The following is a 25,084-nucleotide window of genomic DNA, read 5'->3' as shown; positions in this document are numbered from 1 at the left end:
TGTTTAAAAAATGTGTTTGTTTTGTAAATATAATTAAAAAATGACTGTTCAGACAGTCAATCACAGATTCAACTTATTTCGCGGCCATCATGTTCATCGAGCCTTCACATGTAAGACACCACCAATACCCCCGCGCAGGATGGATTGAGGTGATTTGCGGATCCATGTTTTCGGGTAAAACCGAAGAATTAATCCGTCGGCTTACCCGCGCCAAAATTGCACGCCAGAAAATAAAGATCTTTAAACCTGCTCTGGATAAACGCTATCATCTTGAGAACATTGTTTCACATAACGAGAATTCCATCGAAGCGATCCCGGTTAAAAACGCATCCGAGATTATTGCGCTGTCTGGCGATGCAGAGGTAGTCGGACTGGATGAAGCACAATTTTTTGATGAATCCATTGCTGCCGTGTGTGATGAGCTGGCAAATTCCGGAACGCGCGTGATCATCGCCGGACTGGATATGGATTATCTTGGAAAACCCTTCGGCTGTATGCCTCGGCTGATGGCCATTGCGGAGTACGTGACCAAAGTGCATGCGATCTGCATGGTTTGCGGGGAAGTTGCCTCTCATTCATACCGGCTTTCGCCATCGAATGAAAAAGTATTACTCGGAGAAACCGATTTGTATGAAGCAAGATGCCGCAGGTGTTTCAACCTGGGCGAAGAGGCTTATCATCAGGAATAAAAAAATCGGAGGTTACCGCGCGCTGCCGTAACCTCCGACTGTAAATATTATTTTGTCAATTCTTCAACCAGTCTGTTGGCTTTGTAAATGTATTTCATCGCCGCGATCATCCCGCCGGCATGCACCGAAACCGTACGGTTGCCAGCATCCGGGGCGAAGATGAAATAACCCGGCAAACTTTCCACGTTTCCGTCAAATATCAATCCGACGGCTTCCAGTTTCTGATTCACCATGGGCGATCCTGAATTTCCACCGATGATATCGTTGGTCGAAATAAAGTTAACTGGCGCCTTCAGCAACTCCGTTGGAGGATTCAGCCAGCGTTTTGGCAATGACCAGGGAAACACGCCGCCATTGGATTCATAACGGTCATACATTCCGAAGTAGGTTGTTTTAACCGGCGCCGTGGTACCATTGTATTCAAATGATTTGACAACACCATCGCTGATACGTAAAGAAAAAGTAGCGTCCGGCGGAATGCTTGTTCCGTAAACATCATACAGCAAACGGCCAAGTTTACTGCGGTCCACATTCAATTTCGCATTGGCATCCCGCGCGGTCGTTGCGGCATACATAAATCTTGGCTGAGAAATCCTGGCCAGCCTGATAAGCGGATCATCCGAAGCAGTGATTGCAGCGGCGCCACCATCCAGCAACTTATTCACATAAGCGTCGTCACTGAGTTTTGTATTTTTTAGCGCTGTTATCGCCGCTTCCTTCGGTGATTTACCCCCCAAAGCCGTCTTTACGTATTCATCATTTCTACCTAAAAACATAATGGCTTCTTCAAAGTGAGCCGTCAGATACGCCTCTTCCAACGAAGCAATATCCGGCTGGAATGCTTTCAAAGTACCTTTCAACGTAGCCGCACGGTCCGGATTCGTCTTAGAAAGCGAAGCGAAGTCAACCAGCTGCTGTGCAAAAGTCAGCAATTCACCCCGCGAAAGCGGATTCGGCTGCATGATCGAGACATCGTTACGAACGGCACGCAAAGTTTGCACGTTTTCAGAAATATTATCCCACATGCCATAATTCGGCGTCAGCTTCGGGTTTTCACGAACGGCCTTCTTAAAATTCTTTTCAAAATCCCGCTTACGCGCCATCAAAACCGGATCCTTCATGCCTTCCAGTCGTCCGGCATAAGCCTTGTAACTGTTTTCGTAGCTAAAAATTTCATTCAGGATACTATCGTTTTTTGCCGTTTTATTATATTCCTGCAAAGCAAGAGAACGGTTTTTCAATAACTGAAGTGTGAAAGGTATAACCAGGTCACGGTCCAGTTCCAGTTCATCCACCGTACGCAAACGCCCCGTGCTTCCCGGATTTCCTACGACAAAAACAGGCTCGCCATCCTTAACCCCATCCGTATTGAATTTGTAATAGTTTTCTGTTTGAAGCGGTTTGCCATTGTCGTCATAAACCCGGAAGAATGAGCAGTCCAGGTTATAACGCGGATAGGTAAAGTTATCCGGATCGCCACCGAAAAAGCCCATTTGAAGCTCCGGCATAAATACCACCCGCACATCTTTATATCTTTTAAAACCGTATAAAGAATAACGGCCTCCGCTATAAAAACTCACCGTTTCAACTTCAAGTCCCTTCCAGTCCTCTTTTGCCTGATATTCTTTTTTAATATTCTCGAACGCCTGGTCACGCAATTTTACGCGCTCGGTATTTGACTCACCCTGGTCTTCGATTTTCTGAATTCGTTCGGTAATGTCTTCAATTTTCACAAGCTGGTCAACAAACAGGTCCGCGACTTTTCTTTCATCGGAAAGTTTGGTGGCATAAAACCCGTTTGCCAGGAAATCCTCTCCTTTTTTCTGAACCGCCACACCCGACTCACGCGCGCAATGGTGGTTGGTCATCACCAGACCATTGGCCGAAACAAAGGAAGCCGAACAATACGTAGCAAAACGGAGCGCCGAAAGTCTGGCCTTTTCAAACCACTTTTCATCCGGCGTAAAGTTGTAGGTCTTTTGAAAATACTCGGCAGGCGGGGTATCGAACGTCCACATTTTGCCCATATCAAATTCCCCGGCTTTTACAGAGTCCAGCCTGATATCCTGTGCCTGAACGACCACATGCCCAAGGGAAAGCAATCCGATCAAACCAAGTTTTTTAATGATTTTTGTTGTTGACTGCATAAATTTATCCAAATAATAAAGATGTAACACCGTTGCACAAAGCTAGCAAGTTTATGTAAAAGTATATCTCAATAGACATATATCGTTATTATTTGGAGCGAAATCATGACATTTAGAGCATTTGTCGTTGCCCGGCTTTATTAAACTGAATCTTATAGATGAAAACAAAATCTATCCTCCTTATTTCTTTGGCGTGCAACATCATCTTTCTGATCACCTGTTTTTATATTTTTCGTGATAAGTGGATTCAAAAAATCGTAGCGATGCAAGGCGACGCCAAAATAGTCATGTTCGGGAACTCCCTGACGGCGCAGGGAAAATGGGTTGAACTTCTGGGTCGAACCGACGTGCTCAACAGCGGCTTTCCCGGACTTTGCACCTATCATTTTGTGTCTCTTTTGCAGCCTCATGTCATCGACAAACATCCGTCCGTTTGTTTTGTTGAGGCAGGAATTAACGATATCACCGTTGGCGTTTCGCAGGAGAAAATCCAGCAAAACTATCAGGTTATTTTAGAAACGATTTTAAAAAATGGTATCACACCGGTCGTCACTTTGACGCTTTACGAGCAAAATGATCCTGAGAGTAAAAGAGAGGTAATTCAGCTGAATGAATTCCTGATAACCTATTGTCAAAAAAATAAAATTGAGTACCTGGATCTGAATCAATACCTTTCAGATTCAACAGGGCTAAAACCGGAGTTTGCAAGGGACAAGACGCATTTAAATACGGCAGCTTATGAAATATGGGCGGAGGAGGCTGACAAAGTTTTAAAAAGGATGAAGTTATAAAACATTAATGAGCCACAAAAAAGACGGGCCACCTTCCAAGGAAAGTGACCCGTCTTTATATAATTTGGAACCAATCAGCTATTAAGCGTTGATTTGATTCATCACTTCAGTTTGTTTACGGATCGACTCCATGTGTACAAGCTTGAAAAGTTCGTCAACAAGATTTGGGTAAAGATTAAGGCTCTTACCCCAAGTTGCACGGGTTTCCAATACTTCACGGAAACGATCTACCTGGTAAGCAGCAACGTTGTTATCACGTTTGTACTCAGCAAGTTTTTCAACCAGCGCCATACGGTTTGCAAGATTTTCAAGCAATTCACGGTCAAGGTTATCTATTTTACCACGAACGATTTCCAATTGAGACTGGTAATCTGTTGGGTAAGATTCTTTACGAACGTGCAGTTCATGCAACATTTCGCCCAATGCCACAGGCGTCAATTGCTGAGAAGCATCCGACCATGCCTTATCCGGATCGCGGTGTGATTCGATGATCAAACCATCATAGTTCAAGTCAAGTGCACGCTGCGCAACTTCAAACAATAACGCACGTTTACCCGCCATATGGCTAGGGTCACCGATTACAGGAAGCTGAGGGAAAAGCGTTTTAAGTTCAATGGCGATATTCCACATTGGAGAATTGCGGAACTTTGTTTCCTGAGCATTAGAAAAACCACGGTGAATAGCACCCAGTTTTTTCACGCCAGCCTGGTTCAAACGCTCCAAAGCACCGATCCAAAGCTGCAAATCCGGGTTAACCGGGTTTTTAACCAAAACAGGAACATCCACACCTCTCAATGCCTCAGCCAATTCCTGAACGTTAAATGGATTCACTGTTGTACGTGCACCCACCCAAAGGATATCCACACCATACTTCAATGCCAATTCTATATGCTGAGGGTTTGCTACCTCAACAGCAACAGGAAGACCTGTTTCTTTTTTTGCTGCTTGCAACCATGGCAAAGCCGCCTCACCCATCCCTTCAAAACTTCCCGGACGCGTTCTTGGCTTCCAAATTCCCGCACGCAATACGTGAGCAAATCCTTCTTTTTTGATCTGGCTTGCGGTTTCTAACATTTGTTCCTCGGTCTCGGCACTGCAAGGCCCGGCGATTACCAAAGGTTTTCCTTCGGTATTGATCCAACTGCTAAGCGGAAGGATATCTAAAGAAGCATTCATATTCAAAAACTTGTCCTTAATAAAACAATAAGATAACTATAATATTTCGACTCGGTATTATGCGTATTTAACGGATTGCCGTACATTTGATGCGTCAAAAGTATTCAACCCTTTTTGGTATTTACTTTTGCCCGATTGGTTTACTAAAAAAACCAGGAGGAAACCACTCATGATAAACATAAAAATGGCTTACGCTTCTCAAAAAGACCAAATACCTGTATTTTTTGAAGACACTTCAATCGCATTTGCTTCAAAATCAGACTCCCAACTCCGGAAAACGTACTGGGTATTTAGCTTAATGAACCAGGCTCGAGTGGTAAATTTAGGCACTTTTTTTATAAAGATCGCTCTAAAGCTTCACTTACCTATAAAAAATCTTATTCGCGTCACTATTTTTGAACAATTCTGTGGGGGTGAGACGATTAGTGACTGTCAGCATACAATTTCCACATTGGCCCAATCAGGTCTGGGAACGATACTTGACTACTCGGTTGAGGGAGAAGGCGATGAAAATAGTTTTGATTTTACAGCCGATGAAATTTTACGCACCATTCAAAAGGCTTCTGAATCTAAAGATATCCCATTTTCGGTTTTCAAGATCACCGGAATTGCTTCCACGGATTTATTAGAAAAAGTACAACGCAAGGAAACACTGTCGGCCCTGGAGGCAGCGGCCTATGAAAGAGTAAGAGAACGACTTGAAAAGCTTTGTTCATTATCCAACAAGCTTAATGTCCGCATTTTTGTAGATGCCGAGGAAAGCTGGGTTCAGGGAGTCATTGATGAGCTGACTTACGAAATGATGGAAAAATACAATAAGGAAAGAGCCATTGTTTACAACACGTACCAGTTTTACAAACACGAAACACTTGCAGCGCTGAAAAACGCCTACATAACGGCCCGTCAAAAAGGATATCTGCTAGGCGGGAAACTTGTTCGTGGTGCTTATATGGAAAAGGAACGCATCCGCGCCCGTGAAAACGAATATTTCAATCCGATCCATACTTCCAAGGAAGCGACAGACAAAGACTATAATGCGGCCATTGATTTTTGTCTTGAAAATGTGGAACATATCTCCATTTGCCTGGGTACGCACAATGAATACAGTTCACAGTACTGTACCTGCAAGATGAAAAAACTGGGCATCAAAAACGACGATGGCAGAATATGGTTTGCACAGCTTCTGGGCATGAGTGATAATATTTCTTTCAACCTTGCCAAGGTAGGTTACAATGTGGCGAAATATGTCCCTTACGGCCCTATCGATGCCGTCCTGCCTTATTTAATCCGCCGCGCCGAGGAAAATACTTCCATCGCCGGGCAAAGCAGCAGGGAGTACCTGCTGGTAAAAAGCGAAATGCAAAGAAGAGGATTAAGGTCTTTATAAGTAACTTGCTATTTTTGCATTCATATCGATATTAATTGTAATCAATCTGGAATGAACCAACCAAAAAATCCAAGCCGGTATTTACTGTTCAGCGTATTATTAATCGCAGTGGATCAATTGTCAAAACTTTTGGTCTACAAGTATATGGAACCGGGGTTTTCAGGACAGATTTTGCTGATGGGCAACTGGCTTAAACTGCATTATGTATTAAATCCCGGCATGGCTTTCGGCATGCAGCTTGGGCATGAATACGGTAAATTATTTCTTACGCTTTTCAGATTGGTTGCCATGTGTGCCATCGGCTGGTATTTGGTGCATCTTGCCCGCAGCGGCGCATCCAAAGGGTTACTCTGGGCTTTGGCGATGATCCTGGCAGGAGCCGTTGGAAACGTAATTGACAGTACATTTTATGGTGTTTTCCTAGATAATGCCCCGTACGGATCGCCAACACCCTGGTTTCATGGTCAGGTTATTGACATGATCTTTGTGGATTTCTGGGAAGGATTTATTCCTGAATGGGTACCGGTCTGGGGCGGACAATATTATTCAACACCCATATTTAACATTGCGGACTCGTGCATCTTCGTAGGTGTTTGCAGTATACTGATCTTCCAGGGCCATTTTTACAACCCTGAGGAGGGCGATCACCACACCAAGGACACCGACAACAATGAAACACCGGATACGCTTCCAGGAGATGATCAACCTGCTGAAACGGATCCAACCAACGAAGCACCGCAAACAGAAACCTCAGAAAAAAACGAATTCCATCATTCGGATTCTCCCGAGGTTTCTCCTCCGCTAAATCCGGAGGAAGAGGGAAACAAAAAAGAGAGCTTGTAGCTCTCTTTTTTGTTTCCGGTCAGTAAACCTCACGAATAATATTGTAAGACATTTTTGCTATCAGCTATCGACAATCGTCCGAGATGTTGTTTCTTGCATTAATCTGATAGCCGATAGCTGACGGCCGATAGCGCTACAAAAGAATTCGTGATAATATTTAAAATCCCTTTCGGGTTATTCATCTTTCTCCAATGGCATAAAATCCTTAAATGCCTTTTTGATCGCAGCATCTACTTTCTTTTCGTCATAACCCGCTGCCTTTTTATTCTCCCAGTTGGCATCCAATTCCAAAGCGACCAATCCGCTCAGGTTCATCAGTGCTTTGAACTCATCCAGTCTTCTGATAAAATCAGGCGAACGGCGAGCAGACTTCTGGGCGTATTCACGAGCAAATACATCTCCTTTATTCTGCAATTCGTTTTTCTTCTGCATCACATAGTTAAAGCGGTCCAGCAAACCATTGGTGGATTTACCGATAACCTCCGTGGCTTCAAGCGTTCCCAGCGTCGCCACGGTAGTGCCACCCAAGGTTGTGATATAACCTCTTGTTTCCACACTGGATTTAGCAATAACCGGCGCCAGACCTGTCGTTGCTCCCAAGGATGCATTGACCAGCGATCGGCTTCTCTTACCTTTCTTAGCTCTTCCGTAAGCTCTTTTAAGCTCGCCTTCCTTCTCTTTCATTTGTTCAAGCAAACCCCAGGCATTCACCAATCCGCCGCGGTACAGGCCATAAACATAGGCATCACGCTCGGCTTCGTTCACGGTGTTTTCGATCAGAAAGCGTAAAGTTCTTTCCTTTTTATTCTGCTCCTTATCCAGCACATAAAAAGTAACATTGAAAGCAAGCGAATCAAACGGATCCTTCACAAACTCATAACCCGGTTCCCAGATAAATTCATAACTGGTCGGGGCATTTTTAACCAATGCCGACTTAGGAACATTTTTATTTTCAGATACAAAATCAAAAGTGGCAATATCATCGTCTCCGTTCGGATCTGACAAAGTAAATTTCAGGTTGATGCGGTTATTTTCCTTGCTGCGCACCAGTTGGTTTTGCGGTACGATTTTAAAGTCCGGTTCAAGATCCATCTGCGTCACATCAAGTTTCAACCGGCCTTTTGTACGGGCTTTTGAGGGCTGATCTTCCACAAAGAATTCGATATATCTTGGTCCCTTTTTCAACAGGCTAAATTGCGTTGTTGAAGGATCCCAGGTAATCTCTCCCGAGGCCGTCATACGCATTGCTTGCGGCATGCCCTCCAAAATCGGAATAAAGACCACCGGGTCACCATCCGCATCCCGGACAGAATTCATGTCGATCTGATACGTATTCTGCGTCTTATACTGTACGTAAAATGGTTTTAGTTCATCCACTTCCGGCGCACGATTTACGTGCAGAATTTTGAAAGCGATCTGCTGGGAAACCGTTTCGCCAGCCTGATTCGTCGCTTCGAAAACGATCGGCAATAACTTAACCGTATTGATCCGGTCCGCCATTTCATAGGATGGTGTCCACACAAAATGTCCAGTCGAATCAAATTTCATATCCTTTCTCCAGCCACTGGTGATGCTGTAACGTGTCGAGTCGCTCTTTCCCCCACGAACCTGAAGATGAAAATTTATTTCCTTCCCCTCTTCCAGTGTGTTCCACTCCGCATCCTTTGGAAAAATCAACTGGTATGGTCCATTTCCTCCATTCGGCTGGGTATTATCCTGTGCCAAAACCGGATAAGAGCAACATGCGGTTAACAAGAGAATAAGAAAGTAAGAGATATTTTTAAAAACCATAATTGCAGAAATATAATTTATTTTATGAGCTCAGGAATCTAACTTCCATAACGCAAAATTAACAAATCCTGTATGCTTAACGTTCTGAATACTTCTGTTTTTTTAGAAGCCAGAATTTTCATTATATCCAATGCGCCTCATTTTGCACTTTTTAAATACGATACAATTTAAAACCTATTGGATGTCAGGCCACAGAGCGCTGTCAACAAAAAACACGCTCTAAAACAAATACCGGGGAACAGCCTCTAAAAGACTACTCCCCGGTACTATATATTATAAAGACTTAGAAAAAAACGACTGCTTATTTCTTTTTAGGCGTAGCAGCAGGTGTTGTTGCTGGCTTCGTTGCAGGCGCTGGTGTCGTTGCAGCCGGTTTGGTTGCAGGCGCAGCAGCTTCTACTTTATCAGGATCTACACCTAGTTTTTTGAAAATAAAAGGCGTTGCGTTATTTTCCTCAGATCCTACATACAAAATAATTGGTGTAGTATTTGCACCTGCATCCATATTTAAGATGTAAAGGAATCCGAGTTCTTTACCAACTTCCTGAATAGCATTGTTCACCTTTGTAAGAATTGGCTCCATCAACTGTTGCTGTTTTGCCTGCAAAGACTGCTGCGCGTTGGTTTGCATTTCCTGGATACGCGTCTGAAGGTTTTGCAACTCCTTTTCTTTGTCCGCACGGATCACCTCGGTCATCTGCGCGCCGTTTTTCTGGTATGCTTCGTATTTCTCCTGCGCTTCTTTATACGTTTCGCCAATGGCTTTATCCAGCTGCGCTTTAGTTACTTCAAGTTGGTTTTGCATTACTTTACTCTCAGGCAACTTGCTAAGTATATAGTCCACATTGGTGTAACCAATTTTAGTAAGACCGCTAGCAGGTGTTGTTTGCGCCAAAAGAGGAGTACTCAGCATGGCCATTGCGACCATAAACACTATCAATTTTTGTTTCATTGTTTTTTTACTATTTAAGTTTATTGGTTGTACTTTTTTGTTTAGGGGCGCTTTCCTTTGGTGCTACCGCCGGTTCTTCTTTTATTGACTTTTCTTTCGTTTTGGCAGGCTGGGCATCTATTCCCAGTTCTTCCATAATATAATCCGAATAGTCGTGCTTGGGGTTTGAATAAATCATGCCCACGTCACTGGATTTGTCAAACATAAAATCAAGACGTTTCTGCACACATATTTTCGAAACCGCCCTTTGGACTTTCTCCATCACCGGCTTCATCAGCTCCTTTTTTTTCTGAAAGAGCAACCCTTCCATCCCAAAAATCTTACTGTTATATTCTCTCGCCTCCAGCTCCTTGTCCTTTATTTCTGATTGTCTTTTTCTTTTCAGATCGTCCGTCAGCAGAACCTCTTCGGCCATGTAGGCACGCTGCATCCGGCTAACGTCAGCAAACTTATCCTGAATTTCTTTGGCCCATTTTTCGGAGAACTTTTTCATTTCCGTCTGCGCCAGCTGATACTCGGGCATTTTACTGGTAATAAACTCCATATCGGTGTACCCGAATTTCTGAGCCATTATCTGTCCGCTGGAAATAAGGGACAAAACTAGTAAAATAATAATGTTCTTCATGTCAAGCCGCCAATAATTTAAACAGGTTTAACGAAAAGGGATCTATAATATTATCTGATTTGCTGCCCTATAGTAAAGTGGAACTGCGCTCCGCTTTTCTTAGCCTGTCCCTGAATGCTGTCAAATCCATACCCCCAGTCAATACCCAAAAGACCAAACGCTGGCATGAAAATACGAGCACCTACACCGGCAGATTTTTTCAGCGCAAAAGGATTAAATTCTTTGTAAGTTCCCCAGTTGTTACCACCTTCTGCAAAGCCAAGAATGAAAATGGTTGCCTGCGGATTAAGCGAAACAGGGTAACGAAGTTCCATTACATATTTGTTGTAAACGATACCACCACCTGAAGCCGGATATCCCTGAGCGGTCAAAGGACCCACTTTCTGATCTTCGTAACCACGCAAACCGATGATGTCCTGGTCAGCAAGTGAGAAAGATCCCTGACCTGCCAAACCTGATCCCCCAACGATGAAACGTCCGAATTTACTAAAATCAAGTTTATTGTTATATCTGCCCAAATACCCCATGTGTGTTCTTGCGCTCAATACCAGTTTCCCTGTGATGGTTGCGTAGTACGTGGCATCAAACATCCACTTGTTGTATTCTACCCAACGGTAGGTGTCGCTGATATCCTTGTAGTCATTTTTACGCAACGCTGAATAAGGAGGCGTGAAAGTTGCACTTAAAGAGATATTCGACCCGCTTCTCGGGAATTGGAAATCACTTAACGTATTACGTGAGATCGTTGTGTTGAATGAAATGTTGTTGGAAACACCATTGCTGTAACCAATCCGGAAAATATCCAGGTCATTCAAACGATAACGCTGATAAGATAACGAGTGCGTCAACACCAGGTAACGATCCGGTTCTTTTAAACGACGCCCTACTGATAATGTAATACCGGTGTTGTAATAGCCACCACCGTAGCTAACACCCGTCCCTGCACTTGATTGGTAGTAGTTGTTATAACTTGCTACACGATAAACCGTGTGCTGCAAAGAAACCCCGAAATTGATCGGTTTTTTACCTCCCAGCCAGGGTTCGCTGAACGACATCGAATAGGTCTGATACTGCTTACCATTTGCCTGGAAACGAAGGGACAATTTCTGCCCGTCTCCCGATGGAAGTGGTCTCCAGGTTTCCCTGTTTGGAATGTTACGCAATGAGAAGTTATTGAAAACAAGACCCAGCGTACCTACGAAACCGATATAACCTCCCCAACCTCCGGAAAGCTCGATCTGGTCAGATGGTTTTTCTTCTACGTTCCATTCGATATCCACCGTTCCGTCCTGCGGATTTGGAACCGGATTCGGAACGATTTTCTCCGGGTTGAAATAACCCATCTGAGATAATTGACGCTGCGTGTTGATAATCTCCGTTTTACTGAATTTCTGTCCCGGCAATGTAAAAAGTTCACGCAACACGACGCGGTCACTTGTCTTGGTATTACCATTCAAAACGATACGGTTGATCGTAGCCTGTTTACCTTCAAACATCCGAAGTTCCACGTCGATCGAGTCGCCGTCAACGGCTTTTTCAGTCGGATCAATACGGAAATACAAATAACCGTCATCCATATAAATGGAGCTGATATCGCCGCCTGGAATTCCGTTGATTTTCTTTTCAAGTTCTTCCGGATTGTAAACGTCCCCCTTATTGATACCTAACTTTTCACTCAGTGATTTTGACGGATACAGATAGTTACCAGTCCATGTGATATTGCGATAAAAGTATTTCTTACCCTCATCAATTTTCATGTTGATGCTGATCGTCTCTCCGTTACTTTTAATCGTATCGAACTCGATCGTTGCATCGCGGTAACCGTTCTTACGGTAGTATGCGATCAGTTTTTCCTTATCCTCGTCGTACTTTTTAGGAATATATTTTGAAGGATTAAACAGACGGCCAATGCGTTTCTGCTTGGTTCCCTTCATCTTACGTTTCAGCGTAGCGCTGCTGATATCCGAGTTGCCTTCAATTTTAATCTCCTTGATTTTTACCTTACTGCCTTTTGTAATGGTAAAGTTCAGCGTGGCTTGTCCACGTGTGGAATCCGGGATTTGCAGCACCTTTACCTTGGTGTTATAAAAACCTTTATCCAGATAATATTTCTTGATAACAAGCTGCGTGTTTTTGATAACCGTAGGCGTAATCACCCGCCCTTTGATCAGCTTCACCTTGTCATTCAAAGTCTCTCTTTCCCCCTTACGGACACCGGAAAAAGACACTTTATAAAGCCTTGGACGCTCTTTGATGTGAATATTAAGCCAGATCTTTTCGCCTTCCACTTTGGTCGCTGCGATTTCCACATCATCCAAAGTTCCGAAATCCATCATTCTTTTGATCGAAGACGGAATAGCCGGGCCCGGCACACGAATTTTATCCCCAGGTTTCAAACCCGAAATAGAAACCATAGAATTCGGATCCAGAAACTGCGTTCCGGAAACCGTAACTTCTGCAATTGTATATTCCTTTGGATTAGCCGGATCAATGCCGAGATTGGCAGTAGCTGCTGCCGGTTTTGGAGATGCACCCAACCCTACTTTTTGCGCCTCAGCCGAAAAACACCAGCATAACAATACTCCTGTTAGTGCCCAATTACTTTGTACGAATGTCTTAATAAAGTTTCTCACCAGGTTCATATAATTCTACTTAGCTCCATTCGCTTTTACTTGTTCACCGGTTTTACCAAAACGCCGTTCCGTTTTCTGGTATGCCAAAATTGCCTCATAAAGATGTTCCTTGCGGAAATCGGGCCAAAAAAGGTCTTTATAAAAATACAACTCCGCATAAGCGAGCTGCCATAACAGGAAATTACTGATCCGATGATCACCACCGGTGCGCAGCATCAGGTCCACTTCGGGCCTGTCCTCCGTAGAAAGATGCTGATTCAACAAAGTTTCGTTGATTTCTTCGGGCTTAATCGTGCCTTTCTGAACTCCCTCTGCAAGCTTTTTCGCGGCCTGCACAATATCCCATTTCCCGCTGTATCCCAGGGCAAGAATAAGATTAAGCCCCGTATTCTGGCGGGTGCTTTCAACGGCCTCCGCAAGCTGGTTCTGACAACTTTGTGGTAAACTATCCATATCACCAATGGTGTCCAGCCTCACGTTGTTCTTCTGCATCGTAGGAAGCTCGTTGCGGATAGACTGCACCAATAACTCCATCAATGCACGAACTTCAAACTGCGGACGCGCCCAGTTCTCCGTGGAAAATGCGTAAAGGGTCAGATAGGATACTCCGAGTTCAGCACAGCCTTCGGTCACCTCTCTTACTGCTTTGATTGCATTACGATGCCCGAATACACGCGCCGCACCCTGGTTCTGTGCCCATCGCCCGTTACCATCCATGATAACGGCTATGTGCTTTGGCAGATTGCCCGAATCAATGAGTTCTTTCATTATATCTGAACTCTTTTAACCTTTTTTAACAAAAACAAACGAACCATTATACGCCGATCTTATAAATTCTATTTGATGTTTTTTTCAATCTGACATGTAATGTGGGTCTTCCGCTCCTATTGAGGTACGCAGATTGTGTCACAATTGTGTCGAAAAATATTAAATTTCAACAACAAAAATTCGCGATTACAACACAAATGTACTGATAAAGAGCACATTAAACCAAAAACACATACGTCGGATTTTAACAGGGGCGCAATTTAGGAATAAGTATGCCGTCTTCAAAATCAATATTTCCAACAGCACACCAGGATGCAAGGTGATTAATTATCAAGAAGATGGCGAATGACTTCCGTATAAGTGCTCCCGCTTTGCAGTTGAGAGACTTTCTTGTCGCGCATCACAACGACATATTTTCCATTAAAATGCTTTTGAATTTCTTTGATATGGTGGGAATTTACAATACCTGCCCGGCTGATGCGAAGGTAATGTGAAGGAAGCTTTTCTTCCAGTGAAGTCAGCGTATAGTTCAGAAGATATTTTAATCCGTCCAGCGTATTGAGAAATACATACTTCTCCTCCGCTTCAAAATGGGTGATTTCCGTTAACGGAATGAGCAGGATGCGGTCTCCGGATTTTACGGATAGTGAAAAGACCTCCTTTTTGGGTTTCATTTCTTCCAGTAAACGTAAAAGGTTGTCAGAATAGGGGTTATACCTTTCTCCTGTTTTAAAACCAGCCTGAAGAATGTTACGGATCTTGTCGATTGTTTTTAACAACCGGTCGTTTTCAACGGGTTTTAATAAATAATCCACTGAATTTTCTTCAAAGGCACGGATCGCGTACTGGTCGTAGGCCGTGGAGAAAACAACCAACGGCATTTTTGTAAGTTTTGCCAGCATCTCGAAACCATTGAGCAGCGGCATTTCGATATCCAGGAAAATAATATCTGGATTATGTCTGTCAATTTCGAGCAGGCCTTCGGCTCCGTTTTTCGCTTCTGCCACAATCAGGAAAGTTTCCGGATGTTTTTCCAAGAGTCTCCTGAGGCGGCTTAAGGCCAAAGGCTCGTCGTCAATTAATATAGTCTTTAAAGGAAAATTCATTTGAGATTAATTTTTCGCAGCGAAATGGTGCGTGGAATTAACAATTATTTTACAACAGGATTTCAAAATTAACAACTATTCCATGTCTTCTCCGCCTTTCTCGATCACAGATTTAAGAATCGAAATATTGACCGATTTATGCGGCTCGTTGTGAAGCTCCAGGCGGGCATCCTCACCATACAACAATTTAAGTTTTTCCTGGATGCTCCGTATGCCATAACCTGCACCCATGGTATCTGCAAAAAGCGGGCCGTTGTCATGCACACAAAGATGCAGCCATCCGTTTTCTTCATAAATCCGGACAATGATCTTGCCCTGATCGGCAAGTTTAGCAATGCCATGTTTAATGGCGTTCTCGACAATCGGCTGTAAAATAAATTTAGGGACCTGAAGGGTTTTCAACTCCGGATTAGTTACCTCTACGTCAAACTGCAGCCTTTCCCCGAACCTTACTTTTTCCACCTGAAGATAGGTCTGCACCATTTCCAACTCATTTTCGATCGTGTCAAAATAGTCCCTGTTTTTACGACCGGTGGTATAACGGAAAAGCTTCGAGAGCAATAACGTCATTTCCTCCGCCTTATCTGGATCTTCATGCACGAGGCTGGCGATACTGTTGAGCGCATTGTACAGAAAGTGGGGGTTGATTCTGGCCTGCAGGGCGTCCAGCTCCGCACGGGTTTTCAGTTTTTCAAGATTGAGAAGCTGATATTCCTGATCCGAAATTTTCCGGGACAGCTGTCGTCCCTGTCGTGCCAGATAATAAAACACGTTGGCTACAACAACAGGGCCAATGGTATACCAATACCAGGCATCGTTCTGATCCCCTTCCTGCGGATATTGAACATGCATCGCCTGAATAATATTTTGCCCAAAGGACAAATACATCCCCATCAACAATGCCAGAAAAAACAACACAATCACTGCACTCAGGACAAGATGCCGGAAAATGACCCGATCAATCGTGGTATCCAGCCAAACCGCCATGTTCTGCGCGATTAAAACGGTCATCACACCGCCAATTACATTTTGGGCAATGATATATTGATTGAGCTGAACCCGGACGGCGTTGGATGTATATAAAATTTCGAGGGTAAAATAGATAATCGCACTTGTCCCGTAAAGCATCAGTGCCCCGATGAATACAGCCACCAATGTGCCCACCCAGCTCTGGCTCTGGATAAGTCCTATTAATTTCAGATCCTGCCAGTTAAACGATTTCCCCTGAGAGGAAAAACTAAAATTAGCCCCTTCGATCTTCGCGCCGGTCATATCGGTATCGGTCAGACTGCTGAAACTCATGTCTGCATTCGTCAGGTCCGCGTTTCGGAATGTCGCTTTTTCCAAGGATGCAAACCGTATTTTCGCTCCCCGAAGATTGGATCCGTCAAAATTGATCCCTTCCAGGCTCGAAAAGCTAAAATCAGCACCTTCCAGATTCATGTTACTAAAATCCCGTCCTTCAAGCGAAGTGCCGGTCATACGCAAAGGCTTTTTCTTATCTTCCATCGGGTTATTCCAAAATACTTAATGACTTACTGATTTGCCTGGGAGAGCATCCACTCCGCTTCCATTTTGCCCCACTGCGGAGCAATGGTGCTTTGCGGTTTGAAAGTAGAAAATTTTGCAACGGATTTTTCCAACAAAGGCTTCGCCACTTTTTTACCACCGCCATACTCTTCCGGCTTAAAAAACAGACTTGAACCTTCAAGATAATAAATACGTGGGTTATCACCATTTATCGCTTTGGCGGCGTCAATATTTTCAGTAAAGAGAGCGCCATACTTTTGCCAGCGGTTCATGGCATCGGCCGCCAGCCGGATCTGTGCTGCATAAGCTTTCATAATCAGTATTTCATCGGAAGGTTTTCCGGCCAGCGTCTCCGATTCTTTGAGCAAGCCGTCTGCTTTATCCAAAAATTTATCTTTCTCTTCAATCGAACTTCCCGACAAACCCATTAGCGTATAACAATAGGCAGCATAATAACGTGGCAGCCATTCTTTTGCCTCGGCTGTGCCAATGCGCTCGAAACGGTTGGCTATTTCCTGTAATTCAACCGGGTCATTTTTTGCTTTATCGACTTTATTTAAAAGGCCAATAGACGACTCCATAGCCTGCACGTATTTTTCATTTTGTGCAAAAACGCTGATCATGGAAACCAGCAGCAGCGCGGATGTAATGAATAACTTTTTCATAATTTTTCTTGATTGGGATCGTATGATACAAATAGGTTATAAATCGTTTTTATCAACTTTGGCTTTTTTCGATAACATAATCTGGGTACCTACAAAAAAACTGCGGTAACTCTGCGGCCCCACCGCGTACCGCGTTTTGCCGTCGGGTGTGTAACGATAGGTAAATACATTTTTTATGTTGAGAATATTGTCAACGGAGGCGTACAGAATAATCAGGTTGCCTTTGATGCTTGTAAGCTTACTTGCCTGAATACTCAGATTATGCACGGTCGGTGTACGGTTGGCTAAAAATTCTTTGCTATTCGGATTGTAATAGGGGCGGCCACTCGTAAAAGCATACGTCATACTGAGGTTCGTCTGGATTTTATCAAACCACTTTTTAGTAATCAGGCTGGCATTGTGATGGGAGATAAAAGTCGGGGTAGCCGAATGATCAAATTGTTGAAATAACCTTTTGGAATCGACATAGCTGTATGTAACCCAGTAATCGAAGTTTTTGATCGTTTTTTGATCGCGCCAGAAAAAATCGAAACCTCTTGCATAACCATGCCCGCCATTGCTGGTTGTGCCCCAGGGAAAACGATAAGGATCGGCATCATAAGCCTGTCCCGTAAACTCCCGGACCAGCTGTGCATAATTTTTATAAAAAGTCTCAAAGCGGAAAGTGCGCTGATTCTTGATGATCTGGAAATTCAGGATCAAATGATCGGCTCTTTCAAAATTGAGGTTTTTATTGCGGTATAAATAACGGTAATCGGGGTTCTGATAAAACTGCCCGGCGGCTAAGGAAACCTGGCTGTACTTCCCGGTTTTATAAGCGAACGATAACCTCGGTGCTAGGTTAAAACGGCCCAGTAGTGCAGAATACTCACCGCGAACACCCACGCGACCGGCAAGAAGCCGGGTCACATAAATTTCACTTTCCGCAAAAACAGTCGTGTAACGGTCTTGCAGATGATACAATTTCCCGTTTACGCCATTTTGTAAATTTATAATATGCGCCTCGCCGCCAAAAAGGATGGAATTATTGCCCGACAATAACCCGGTCAATACCAGACGTGCCTGTGTTCTTTCATCAAAACGATCAAAATTGGCGGCGTCGAACGTCATATTGTCTTTATTACGGCTATACGAAAAACCCGAATTCAACAGCCATTTCCCCTCGCGCCATTGGTCGGTATACGTACTTGTTACAAAAGCATTCCGGTTTTTCAGGTCGAGTTTCATCTTGCCCGATTCGCTCGACGGATCTTTTGAATTCATGCTCAGTCGGCTATCGGAATACATACCGTAGACTTTCAGCACCCCATACTTGGTCGGTTTCAGACGATAGGTCAGTGAGGAACCTTTAAACTCAGGTTCGTGCAGCCAGTCCACATTCTGCCTGACCAATGTAAAAAGCGGTTTCAAATTTCCGTAGTAGGCCACGGCCGATACAGACTGATTTTTGGTAGCATAATCATAATTCAGCCCGGCGTTGGCAAGATTGAGACTTATGCCTAAACCATTGTTACTGGCCTTATCCGTTGTATTCAGCAATAAAACCGAAGACAAGGCCTGCCCATACTGCGCCGAATAACCACCGGTGCTGAAAGATGTGCCCTTAAACATAAACGGATTGAAACGGCCCCGCTGCTGCACGTCCGGCAACGAACTAAAAAATGGATTTTGAACAATCATCCCGTCGATTACCACCTTGGTTTCCTGTCCTGAGCCTCCGCGGACAAATAGTCCTTCCTGCTCCCCTACCCGCTGCGCTCCAGGTAAAAACTGGATGGCACCCGTAATATCCGCAGCGGCTCCGGCCGTCGTAACGATATCCAGCGGTTTGAGCATAGCCATTCTTTTTTCATCAGAAGCGTCAAAAGCGCCAGCCGTGATGACAACCGTATTCAATTCGTTGGCAAGTTCTTCAAGACGAAATTGATGGCTAATCTCCTTTTCCTTTAAAGAAAGTTTTGTTTCAGCAATTTCGAAACCAACATAGCTGGCAACCAGTGTAACGGTATCTTTTTCAAAGGTTTTAAAATAAAATACGCCGGAAGAATCCGTGGTGGTACCATCATAAGTCCCTTTAAGGAATACATTGGCTCCCGGCATCGCATGCCCCTTTTTATCCAGCACCTTTCCCTTCACCACCGTTTGTCCGTAAGAGACCGTGGTTGAGAAAAAGAGCAGATAATAAAAAAGCTTCATGGCTGACAGATTTTGTGTTTTTGATGACACAAATCTATCAGCCATGAAGCCAGTATGTTACCTAATTCCGACGAACTGCGCCTTAACACCGCATGAACCTCGCAACTATGGAAATGAATAAAAAATCAAAGTCCTACATTTCTTCAAGAACGATGTCCTTCCAGCGTACTTTAATGCCTCCGCCCGAGTGAATCTGCAATGCAATCGATCCGTTTGCTGCGCCAATTTTAGCATCATCAAAATCTACCATGGCATTACCGTTTAACCAGGTTTGAACTTTTGGCCCAACCACGCGGATTCTTAACGTATTCCACTCACCCATTTTCAGGAAACCTTCCTTTTCGTCCGGGATTTTCACCAGCCACTCGCGGCCATAAGATTCGTAAACACCACCGGTGTCATGGTTTGGCGGCGCCACTTCTACCTGCCAGCCAGAAACTTTTGTGCCGTCAACCGTCGATCTGAAAAACACACCGCTGTTTCCGTTTGCTTCCTGCTTAAACTTTAAAGAAAGATCAAAATTCTTGTAAAATTTATCCGTAGTCAGATAGCCATACTCCTTGTCCGGGCCGCTTTCACAGATCAACTCTCCTTTTTCAGCATACCATTTTTCAGTACCGTTGATTTTCCAGCCGGTCAAATCTTTACCGTTAAACAATTTTACCGGCTTCTTTTTAGTTATAGTTCCATCCTCTTTAATGACCAGAAAGGCGGAACTTGTAAACAAAATGACCGCACAGCACGCGGCTAAAAATTTAAACTTTAACATGTTATATTGGGTTTAGAATTAAAAAAATTTGGTTATAAAATTCATCAAACTACAATTTCAATTAGTTTTACAAAAATTAAACCGATTCGAAGCTATGAAAAAAATCAACTTTATAGGGCGTTATACGGCAATTTTTTTGTCGGTTCTATTATTAGGCACCGTAATAACCTCCTGCAAGGAAGATGACAAGGACGTTGTAAAACCGAAAACCATTACGGACGTTATTATGACGAACAGCCAGTTTTCGATCCTGAAAGAAATTATTGTAGCCAATGGGCTGAGTGATGCTTTCAGAACTGAAAACATTACCCTATTCGCTCCCGATGACGCTGCATTTAAAAATTCCAAGATCACCAGTGCCATGGTAAATGCGTTGGATACAACAGCGGCAAGAGCTTTCGTGTTAAAACACACCTTAAAGGGAACCATCAAATATGGTGATCTTAAAGAAGGCAATTTTCTTGGCTATATAAAAGGCGATACCATCAAGGTTGCAAAGGCGTCCAAAACGGACACGACCCTCCTGCTCAATTCAGAAGGAAGAATAATCACTAAAAATGTCAATGCGAACAATGGCATCATCCAGGTCGTTGACAAGGTTCTGGTAAAAGTTAAGTAAAGTTATTTTCTATAAAAAAGGCCTAATGTCGCTGACATTAGGCCTTTTTTATAGAAACAGTTTCCAGATTAGAACTGCTCCGTGTGTGCGAAAAAGAAGTTTCCTTCAATTTCAGCGTTTTCGTCTGAGTCAGAACCGTGGATCGCGTTTGCTTCGATCGATTTGGCAAACAATTTACGAATTGTTCCTTCGTCCGCATTGGCAGGGTTTGTCGCCCCGATCAGCGTGCGGAAATCTGCTACTGCATTTTCCTTTTCAAGGATCATCGGGACAATAGGACCTGATGACATGTAGGCACATAAATCGTTATAGAAAGGTCTTTCTTTATGTACTGCATAAAACTCTCCCGCACGCTCAGGAGTTAATTGTGTTTTCTTAAGGGCCACAACACGGAATCCGGCTGCCTCAATCATTTTGATAATAGAACCTGCGTTTCCGTCTAATACGGCGTCAGGTTTGATCATCGTGAAGGTCTTATTAGTTGACATACAGTTTGCTATAATTTATTTGGCTGCAAAACTACAATTTTCATTTTACATAGCCAGCAATTCTGTCAGGAACGTCATTTAAGCATAAAAAGATTGGGTTGAGAATAAGCCTTTAGTACTCAACATTAAACAAATCCCAACAGTTTTGTTAATTTTGTGATCAAAATGCAGGGTCCAAGTTTTCTTTTTGAATTAAATAACTGTGAATCAAACCATTGAAGAGCTTGTTGCTTTTCTATCTACTCCTCAAAAAATCATCATCACGATGCATAGAGATCCAGACGCGGATGCGCTTGGTTCTTCGCTTGGGTGGGCAAGTTATTTATCCAAAAAAGGTCATACCGTCACCGTAATCAGTCCAACCGACTATGCCGCAAACCTTTGCTGGCTACCCGGCGTGAGCGAAGTGATGGTGTATGAGAAAACTGGTGAAAGCGGAAAGGCAAAAAGAAAAATCGAAGAAGCGACCTTAATTTGCTGTCTGGATTTCTCTGCACTGTCCCGTTTAAAAGATCTCGGAAAAGTAGTTCAGAATGCCAAGGCTCCTAAATTAATGATTGATCATCATCTGGAACCTGAACATTTTGCGAAATGGATGATCTGGGACACGGCCGCTGCGGCAACGGCGCAGCTGGTTTATGCGTTAATAAAAGAAATGGAAGGAGACGTTCCCTCCACGGATATCTTTGATATTCCGATGGCCGAATGTCTTTATGCGGGCATCATGACCGATACGGGTTCCTTCAGGCACGGCAATGTAACACCGGCCGTACACCTGGCCGTGGCAGATCTGATGCTGACCGGATTTGATTCCAGCAGAGTGCACAGGCTGATTTATGACAATTCGCCGCTGTCGCGCCTTCAGTTCCTGGGTTATGTATTGTCCCAGAAATTAACGGTGCTTCCCGAATACCGGACCGCTTACATGGTGCTTACGGAGACCGAACTGATCCGGTTCAATTCCAGTGCCGGGGAAACGGAGGGAATTGTCAATTACGGATTGCAGGTGGAAAATGTGGTCATGTCCGCCCTGTTTATTGAAAGAAAAGGGGAGATAAAAATATCTTTCCGCTCAGTTGGCGCGTTTTCGGTGCGTGATGTTTCGAGCACTTATTTTAGTGGCGGAGGACACAAAAATGCGTCAGGAGGAAGAACGGAGCTTTCGATCAATGAAACTGTTGATCTGTTTTTATCCATCCTTCCAAAATACAAAGAAGAACTTTTAAAGGTTGACTAATACAAATATAACATTCACATAAATATTTTTTAATTAATACAATCCAATGAATCTTAAATCACTAGGTTATGTACTAGGCATAACTATCCTCGCATCAGCCTGCGACAAGTATAAGACAAAGGTTAATGAAAACGGTCTTAAATACCAGATTTTTGAGCACGATGATGACGCTCGCAAAGCGAAACTTGGTGATATCATGTCATTTCATCTGGTTCTAAAAAATGGCGCTGATTCAGTTTTAAAAGATAGTTACAAAGACAAAAACCCTGTTAAACTGGTTCTTCAGGCGCCTCCTTTCAAAGGAAGTTTCGAAGAAGGTTTGGCGATGCTTTCATCAGGTGACAGCGCGAAATTCTTCATCAATGCAGATACCTTATTTGCAAAAATGATGCAGCCACTGCCTCCAATGATCAAAAAAGGTTCAGAAATTACTTTTACAGTTAAAGTTTTGAGCGTTCTTACTTCTGAAGAATTCCAGAAACAGCAAACTGAATCTGCCGGAAAACAAAAGTCAGTTGACGAAAAAACAATCCAGGATTATCTTGCAAAAAATAACCTGAAAGACAAAGCGCAACATACGGCTTCCGGATTGTATTATGTGGATGAAGTGGTTGGAACGGGCGCAAATCCTACACAGGGCGACAACGTGAAAGTACACTACACGGGTAAACTTTTGGACGGAAAAGTATTTGACAGTTCTAAAAATGCAGGCAAACCGATCGACTTCCAGGTTGGTGTGGGTATGGTTATTCCAGGTTGGGAAGAAGGTATCATGCTGATGAAAAAAGGTGGCAAACGTACACTTATCATTCCATCAGGATTGGCTTACGGTGTTGACGGTTCTCCAGGTGCAATTCCAGGTAACTCTGTATTGTTGTTCGATGTTGAACTGGTTGACTTTACAAAAGGTGCGGCTCCAGCAGCACACCCAGCTCCGGCACCAGCCAAATAATACATAAGTAATAAAATTAAAAAACGGCTGCTTCTTCTGATGTGGCCGTTTTTTGTTAAACAGCATTTTAAAATAAAGCAACTCAAACGATGAAACTCTGTTTTGCAACGAACAACACCCATAAACTGGAAGAGATTCAGGATTTACTAGGCGATTCTTTTTCCCTGACTACATTGCGTGAAATTGGCTGTGAAGAAGAGATCCCGGAAACACACGACACGATACCGGAAAACTCTTTCGAAAAAGCCGAATACATCTGGAAAAACTATGGCATCAATTGCTTCGCCGATGATTCCGGTCTTGAAGTTGATACGTTAAACGGAGCTCCGGGCGTACATTCTGCGTATTATGCCGGGCCTCAGCGGGATGCTGATGATAACATGGATCTGCTTTTGGAAAATCTGAAAGGCCATGAAAACCTGGCGGCGCGGTTTATTTGTGTGATCACTTTGGTCCTGGATGGTGAGTACCGTCAGTTTGAAGGAGCCATTGAAGGGAAAATTTCAATGGAAAAACGTGGCAGCCATGGCTTCGGTTACAACCCCGTTTTTATTCCGGAAGGCCACGACCGCACTTTTGCCGAAATGACCATGCAAGAGAAAAGCGAACTAAGTCACAGAGGCAGAGCTTTTGAAAAATTGAAACAGTATCTGATCAGCTTGTAGGAAAAACTTGGCCTGGACGGTAAAAATCGTAAATTGAGAATCTTATTACCTATTCATTCCATAAGCTAAATCCAGGCATATGTCCAATTTCAAATCCGGTGCATTCCGTGTAGACGGGACTGAAAAGTTTGATATCAAAAAAGCCAGCACCCGCTTCCAAGATATTTATGACAACAAAGAGGAATACGAATCCATGCTCGCTGATTTTGTACAGCAACTGGACGAACTGCAAAGCAAAATGTACGCGCATAACCGCTACGGGCTTCTGATTATTTTCCAGGCTATGGACGCGGCCGGAAAAGACGGAACGATCAAACACGTGCTCTCGGGTGTAAATCCGGTAGGCTTAAAAATTCATTCGTTTAAACGCCCTACTGATACCGAGCTTGGTCATGATTTTCTTTGGAGAACCAATAACGTACTTCCTCAACGCGGGACCATTACCATTTTTAACCGTAGTTATTACGAAGAAGTATTGGTCGTGAAAGTGGATCCGGCAATATTAACAGGTTCGCAGCGACTGCCCACCGAGTTAACGGAAGATCTTGATAAGGTCTGGGACCAGCGTTATTCGGATATAAAAAACCTCGAAAAATACCTCTACCGCAACGGCATCCGGGTGATCAAATTCTTTCTAAATGTTTCAAAGGAGGAACAGGCCGAACGATTGATTGAACGCATCGAAGACCCGAATAAAAACTGGAAATTTGAAGAACAGGACGTTAAGGTAAGAGACAAATGGGATGAATACCAGCAGGCTTATCAGGATGCGATCAATGAAACAGCCACCAAAAAATCACCCTGGTTTGTCATTCCTGCCGATGATAAAAAGAATACCCGCCTGATTGTTGGTGAAATTATTGTCGAGGAGCTAAAAAAAATGGATATGAATTATCCGGAAGTGAGTCCGGAAAGGGCCGCAGAATTGCAGCGGTTTATCCAGATTATCAAAGATCAGAATACGAAATAAGTAATTGTAAGTAGCTGTTGGTAATTAGCTATATGCGGTTAGCTCAGTAACCGGATGATTAATAGCTTATTATAAAAATCAATAA

The 25,084-nt window shown here is 43.5% G+C and carries 22 protein-coding genes; 9 read left to right on the top strand and 13 right to left on the bottom strand.

Annotation, left to right across the window (positions count from 1 at the left end; all coding sequences use genetic code 11):
* Positions 1–89 precede the first annotated feature (89 nt).
* A complete protein-coding gene (locus RB622_RS09240) occupies positions 90–689 on the top strand; it encodes a thymidine kinase (RefSeq protein WP_308046262.1) in 600 nt (199 codons plus the stop codon).
* 47 nt (positions 690–736) lie between these two features.
* On the opposite strand, the gene RB622_RS09235 is transcribed toward RB622_RS09240, so the two are convergent.
* Complete coding sequence (locus RB622_RS09235; RefSeq protein ID WP_308046261.1) at positions 737–2,836, bottom strand: S46 family peptidase; 2,100 nt, start codon at positions 2,834–2,836, stop codon at positions 737–739.
* A 158-nt stretch (positions 2,837–2,994) separates the two neighbouring features.
* Here RB622_RS09235 and RB622_RS09230 point away from each other — a divergent pair, with 158 nt between their 5' ends.
* Positions 2,995–3,627: a GDSL-type esterase/lipase family protein gene (locus RB622_RS09230; protein ID WP_308046260.1), complete on the top strand. Its 633-nt coding sequence runs from the start codon at positions 2,995–2,997 to the stop codon at positions 3,625–3,627.
* 81 nt (positions 3,628–3,708) lie between these two features.
* Here the strand turns inward: RB622_RS09230 and RB622_RS09225 are convergent, their stop codons facing one another.
* The gene (locus RB622_RS09225; protein ID WP_308046259.1) at positions 3,709–4,803 is read right to left on the bottom strand and encodes a chorismate mutase; all 1,095 of its coding nucleotides are present in this window, start codon (positions 4,801–4,803) and stop codon (positions 3,709–3,711) included.
* Positions 4,804–4,987: 184 nt separating this feature from the next.
* On the opposite strand from RB622_RS09225, the gene RB622_RS09220 reads away from it, so the two are divergent.
* On the top strand, positions 4,988–6,190 hold the full coding sequence (locus RB622_RS09220) for a proline dehydrogenase family protein (protein WP_308046258.1): 1,203 nt from the start codon (positions 4,988–4,990) through the stop codon (positions 6,188–6,190).
* A 51-nt stretch (positions 6,191–6,241) separates the two neighbouring features.
* Entirely contained in the window at positions 6,242–7,033 is a 792-nt protein-coding gene (locus tag RB622_RS09215) for a lipoprotein signal peptidase (RefSeq protein WP_308046257.1), read from the top strand.
* Positions 7,034–7,207: 174 nt separating this feature from the next.
* On the opposite strand, the gene RB622_RS09210 is transcribed toward RB622_RS09215, so the two are convergent.
* The 10 genes from RB622_RS09210 to RB622_RS09165 form a co-directional block, all read right to left on the bottom strand.
* On the bottom strand, positions 7,208–8,824 hold the full coding sequence (locus tag RB622_RS09210; RefSeq protein ID WP_308046256.1) for a hypothetical protein: 1,617 nt from the start codon (positions 8,822–8,824) through the stop codon (positions 7,208–7,210).
* 301 nt (positions 8,825–9,125) lie between these two features.
* Positions 9,126–9,776 (bottom strand): OmpH family outer membrane protein, encoded by a 651-nt coding sequence (locus RB622_RS09205; RefSeq protein WP_308046255.1) that lies wholly within the window; start codon positions 9,774–9,776, stop codon positions 9,126–9,128.
* Between the two features lie 10 nt (positions 9,777–9,786).
* Positions 9,787–10,401: an OmpH family outer membrane protein gene (locus RB622_RS09200; RefSeq protein ID WP_308046254.1), complete on the bottom strand. Its 615-nt coding sequence runs from the start codon at positions 10,399–10,401 to the stop codon at positions 9,787–9,789.
* A gap of 50 nt (positions 10,402–10,451) precedes the next feature.
* Positions 10,452–13,043, bottom strand: coding sequence for an outer membrane protein assembly factor BamA (bamA, locus tag RB622_RS09195; RefSeq protein WP_308046253.1), 2,592 nt, complete (start codon positions 13,041–13,043; stop codon positions 10,452–10,454).
* Positions 13,044–13,049: 6 nt separating this feature from the next.
* Positions 13,050–13,802 (bottom strand): isoprenyl transferase, encoded by a 753-nt coding sequence (locus RB622_RS09190; protein ID WP_308046252.1) that lies wholly within the window; start codon positions 13,800–13,802, stop codon positions 13,050–13,052.
* 323 nt (positions 13,803–14,125) lie between these two features.
* A complete protein-coding gene (locus tag RB622_RS09185) occupies positions 14,126–14,908 on the bottom strand; it encodes a response regulator (protein WP_308046251.1) in 783 nt (260 codons plus the stop codon).
* Positions 14,909–14,983: 75 nt separating this feature from the next.
* Positions 14,984–16,417 (bottom strand): histidine kinase, encoded by a 1,434-nt coding sequence (locus RB622_RS09180; RefSeq protein WP_308046250.1) that lies wholly within the window; start codon positions 16,415–16,417, stop codon positions 14,984–14,986.
* 26 nt (positions 16,418–16,443) lie between these two features.
* A complete protein-coding gene (locus RB622_RS09175; protein WP_308046249.1) occupies positions 16,444–17,103 on the bottom strand; it encodes a hypothetical protein in 660 nt (219 codons plus the stop codon).
* A 36-nt stretch (positions 17,104–17,139) separates the two neighbouring features.
* Positions 17,140–19,299, bottom strand: a complete 2,160-nt coding sequence (locus RB622_RS09170) for a TonB-dependent receptor (RefSeq protein WP_308046248.1) — start codon at positions 19,297–19,299, stop codon at positions 17,140–17,142.
* A gap of 133 nt (positions 19,300–19,432) precedes the next feature.
* Complete coding sequence (locus RB622_RS09165; protein ID WP_308046247.1) at positions 19,433–20,068, bottom strand: DUF1080 domain-containing protein; 636 nt, start codon at positions 20,066–20,068, stop codon at positions 19,433–19,435.
* A 94-nt stretch (positions 20,069–20,162) separates the two neighbouring features.
* Between RB622_RS09165 and RB622_RS09160 the strand changes: the two genes are divergently transcribed.
* Positions 20,163–20,687, top strand: a complete 525-nt coding sequence (locus RB622_RS09160) for a fasciclin domain-containing protein (RefSeq protein ID WP_308046246.1) — start codon at positions 20,163–20,165, stop codon at positions 20,685–20,687.
* Between the two features lie 68 nt (positions 20,688–20,755).
* On the opposite strand, the gene RB622_RS09155 is transcribed toward RB622_RS09160, so the two are convergent.
* Positions 20,756–21,175 (bottom strand): nucleoside-diphosphate kinase, encoded by a 420-nt coding sequence (locus tag RB622_RS09155; RefSeq protein WP_308046245.1) that lies wholly within the window; start codon positions 21,173–21,175, stop codon positions 20,756–20,758.
* A 202-nt stretch (positions 21,176–21,377) separates the two neighbouring features.
* Here RB622_RS09155 and RB622_RS09150 point away from each other — a divergent pair, with 202 nt between their 5' ends.
* The 4 genes from RB622_RS09150 to RB622_RS09135 all read left to right on the top strand — a co-directional run bounded on the left by RB622_RS09150 (position 21,378) and on the right by RB622_RS09135 (position 24,999).
* Positions 21,378–22,412, top strand: a complete 1,035-nt coding sequence (locus RB622_RS09150; RefSeq protein ID WP_308046244.1) for a bifunctional oligoribonuclease/PAP phosphatase NrnA — start codon at positions 21,378–21,380, stop codon at positions 22,410–22,412.
* Positions 22,413–22,458: 46 nt separating this feature from the next.
* Positions 22,459–23,364 carry an FKBP-type peptidyl-prolyl cis-trans isomerase gene (locus RB622_RS09145; protein WP_308046243.1) on the top strand — a complete coding sequence of 302 codons (906 nt, stop codon included), beginning with the start codon at positions 22,459–22,461 and terminating at the stop codon, positions 23,362–23,364.
* An 89-nt stretch (positions 23,365–23,453) separates the two neighbouring features.
* Positions 23,454–24,029 (top strand): RdgB/HAM1 family non-canonical purine NTP pyrophosphatase, encoded by a 576-nt coding sequence (gene rdgB, locus RB622_RS09140; RefSeq protein WP_308046242.1) that lies wholly within the window; start codon positions 23,454–23,456, stop codon positions 24,027–24,029.
* A 79-nt stretch (positions 24,030–24,108) separates the two neighbouring features.
* Positions 24,109–24,999 (top strand): polyphosphate kinase 2 family protein, encoded by an 891-nt coding sequence (locus RB622_RS09135; RefSeq protein WP_308046241.1) that lies wholly within the window; start codon positions 24,109–24,111, stop codon positions 24,997–24,999.
* Positions 25,000–25,084 lie beyond the last annotated feature (85 nt).

It is taken from the genome of Dyadobacter sp. LHD-138 (assembly GCF_030929615.1).
Lineage (GTDB): Bacteria > Bacteroidota > Bacteroidia > Cytophagales > Spirosomataceae > Dyadobacter.
The sequence above is the reverse complement of the archived record's forward strand: the minus strand, read 5'-3'. Positions and strand labels throughout refer to the sequence as shown.

Coding starts and splice junctions, on each gene's coding strand:
- rdgB (WP_308046242.1), top strand. CDS start 23,454: ATGAAACTCTGTTTTGCAACGAACAACACCCATAAACTGGAAGAGATT.
- RB622_RS09205 (WP_308046255.1), bottom strand. CDS start 9,776: ATGAAACAAAAATTGATAGTGTTTATGGTCGCAATGGCCATGCTGAGT.
- RB622_RS09180 (WP_308046250.1), bottom strand. CDS start 16,417: ATGGAAGATAAGAAAAAGCCTTTGCGTATGACCGGCACTTCGCTTGAA.
- RB622_RS09190 (WP_308046252.1), bottom strand. CDS start 13,802: ATGAAAGAACTCATTGATTCGGGCAATCTGCCAAAGCACATAGCCGTT.
- RB622_RS09240 (WP_308046262.1), top strand. CDS start 90: ATGTTCATCGAGCCTTCACATGTAAGACACCACCAATACCCCCGCGCA.
- RB622_RS09160 (WP_308046246.1), top strand. CDS start 20,163: ATGAAAAAAATCAACTTTATAGGGCGTTATACGGCAATTTTTTTGTCG.
- RB622_RS09230 (WP_308046260.1), top strand. CDS start 2,995: ATGAAAACAAAATCTATCCTCCTTATTTCTTTGGCGTGCAACATCATC.
- RB622_RS09225 (WP_308046259.1), bottom strand. CDS start 4,803: ATGAATGCTTCTTTAGATATCCTTCCGCTTAGCAGTTGGATCAATACC.
- RB622_RS09220 (WP_308046258.1), top strand. CDS start 4,988: ATGGCTTACGCTTCTCAAAAAGACCAAATACCTGTATTTTTTGAAGAC.
- RB622_RS09210 (WP_308046256.1), bottom strand. CDS start 8,824: ATGGTTTTTAAAAATATCTCTTACTTTCTTATTCTCTTGTTAACCGCA.
- RB622_RS09185 (WP_308046251.1), bottom strand. CDS start 14,908: ATGAATTTTCCTTTAAAGACTATATTAATTGACGACGAGCCTTTGGCC.
- RB622_RS09235 (WP_308046261.1), bottom strand. CDS start 2,836: ATGCAGTCAACAACAAAAATCATTAAAAAACTTGGTTTGATCGGATTG.
- RB622_RS09215 (WP_308046257.1), top strand. CDS start 6,242: ATGAACCAACCAAAAAATCCAAGCCGGTATTTACTGTTCAGCGTATTA.
- bamA (WP_308046253.1), bottom strand. CDS start 13,043: ATGAACCTGGTGAGAAACTTTATTAAGACATTCGTACAAAGTAATTGG.
- RB622_RS09135 (WP_308046241.1), top strand. CDS start 24,109: ATGTCCAATTTCAAATCCGGTGCATTCCGTGTAGACGGGACTGAAAAG.
- RB622_RS09165 (WP_308046247.1), bottom strand. CDS start 20,068: ATGTTAAAGTTTAAATTTTTAGCCGCGTGCTGTGCGGTCATTTTGTTT.
- RB622_RS09145 (WP_308046243.1), top strand. CDS start 22,459: ATGAATCTTAAATCACTAGGTTATGTACTAGGCATAACTATCCTCGCA.
- RB622_RS09170 (WP_308046248.1), bottom strand. CDS start 19,299: ATGAAGCTTTTTTATTATCTGCTCTTTTTCTCAACCACGGTCTCTTAC.
- RB622_RS09200 (WP_308046254.1), bottom strand. CDS start 10,401: ATGAAGAACATTATTATTTTACTAGTTTTGTCCCTTATTTCCAGCGGA.
- RB622_RS09175 (WP_308046249.1), bottom strand. CDS start 17,103: ATGAAAAAGTTATTCATTACATCCGCGCTGCTGCTGGTTTCCATGATC.
- RB622_RS09155 (WP_308046245.1), bottom strand. CDS start 21,175: ATGTCAACTAATAAGACCTTCACGATGATCAAACCTGACGCCGTATTA.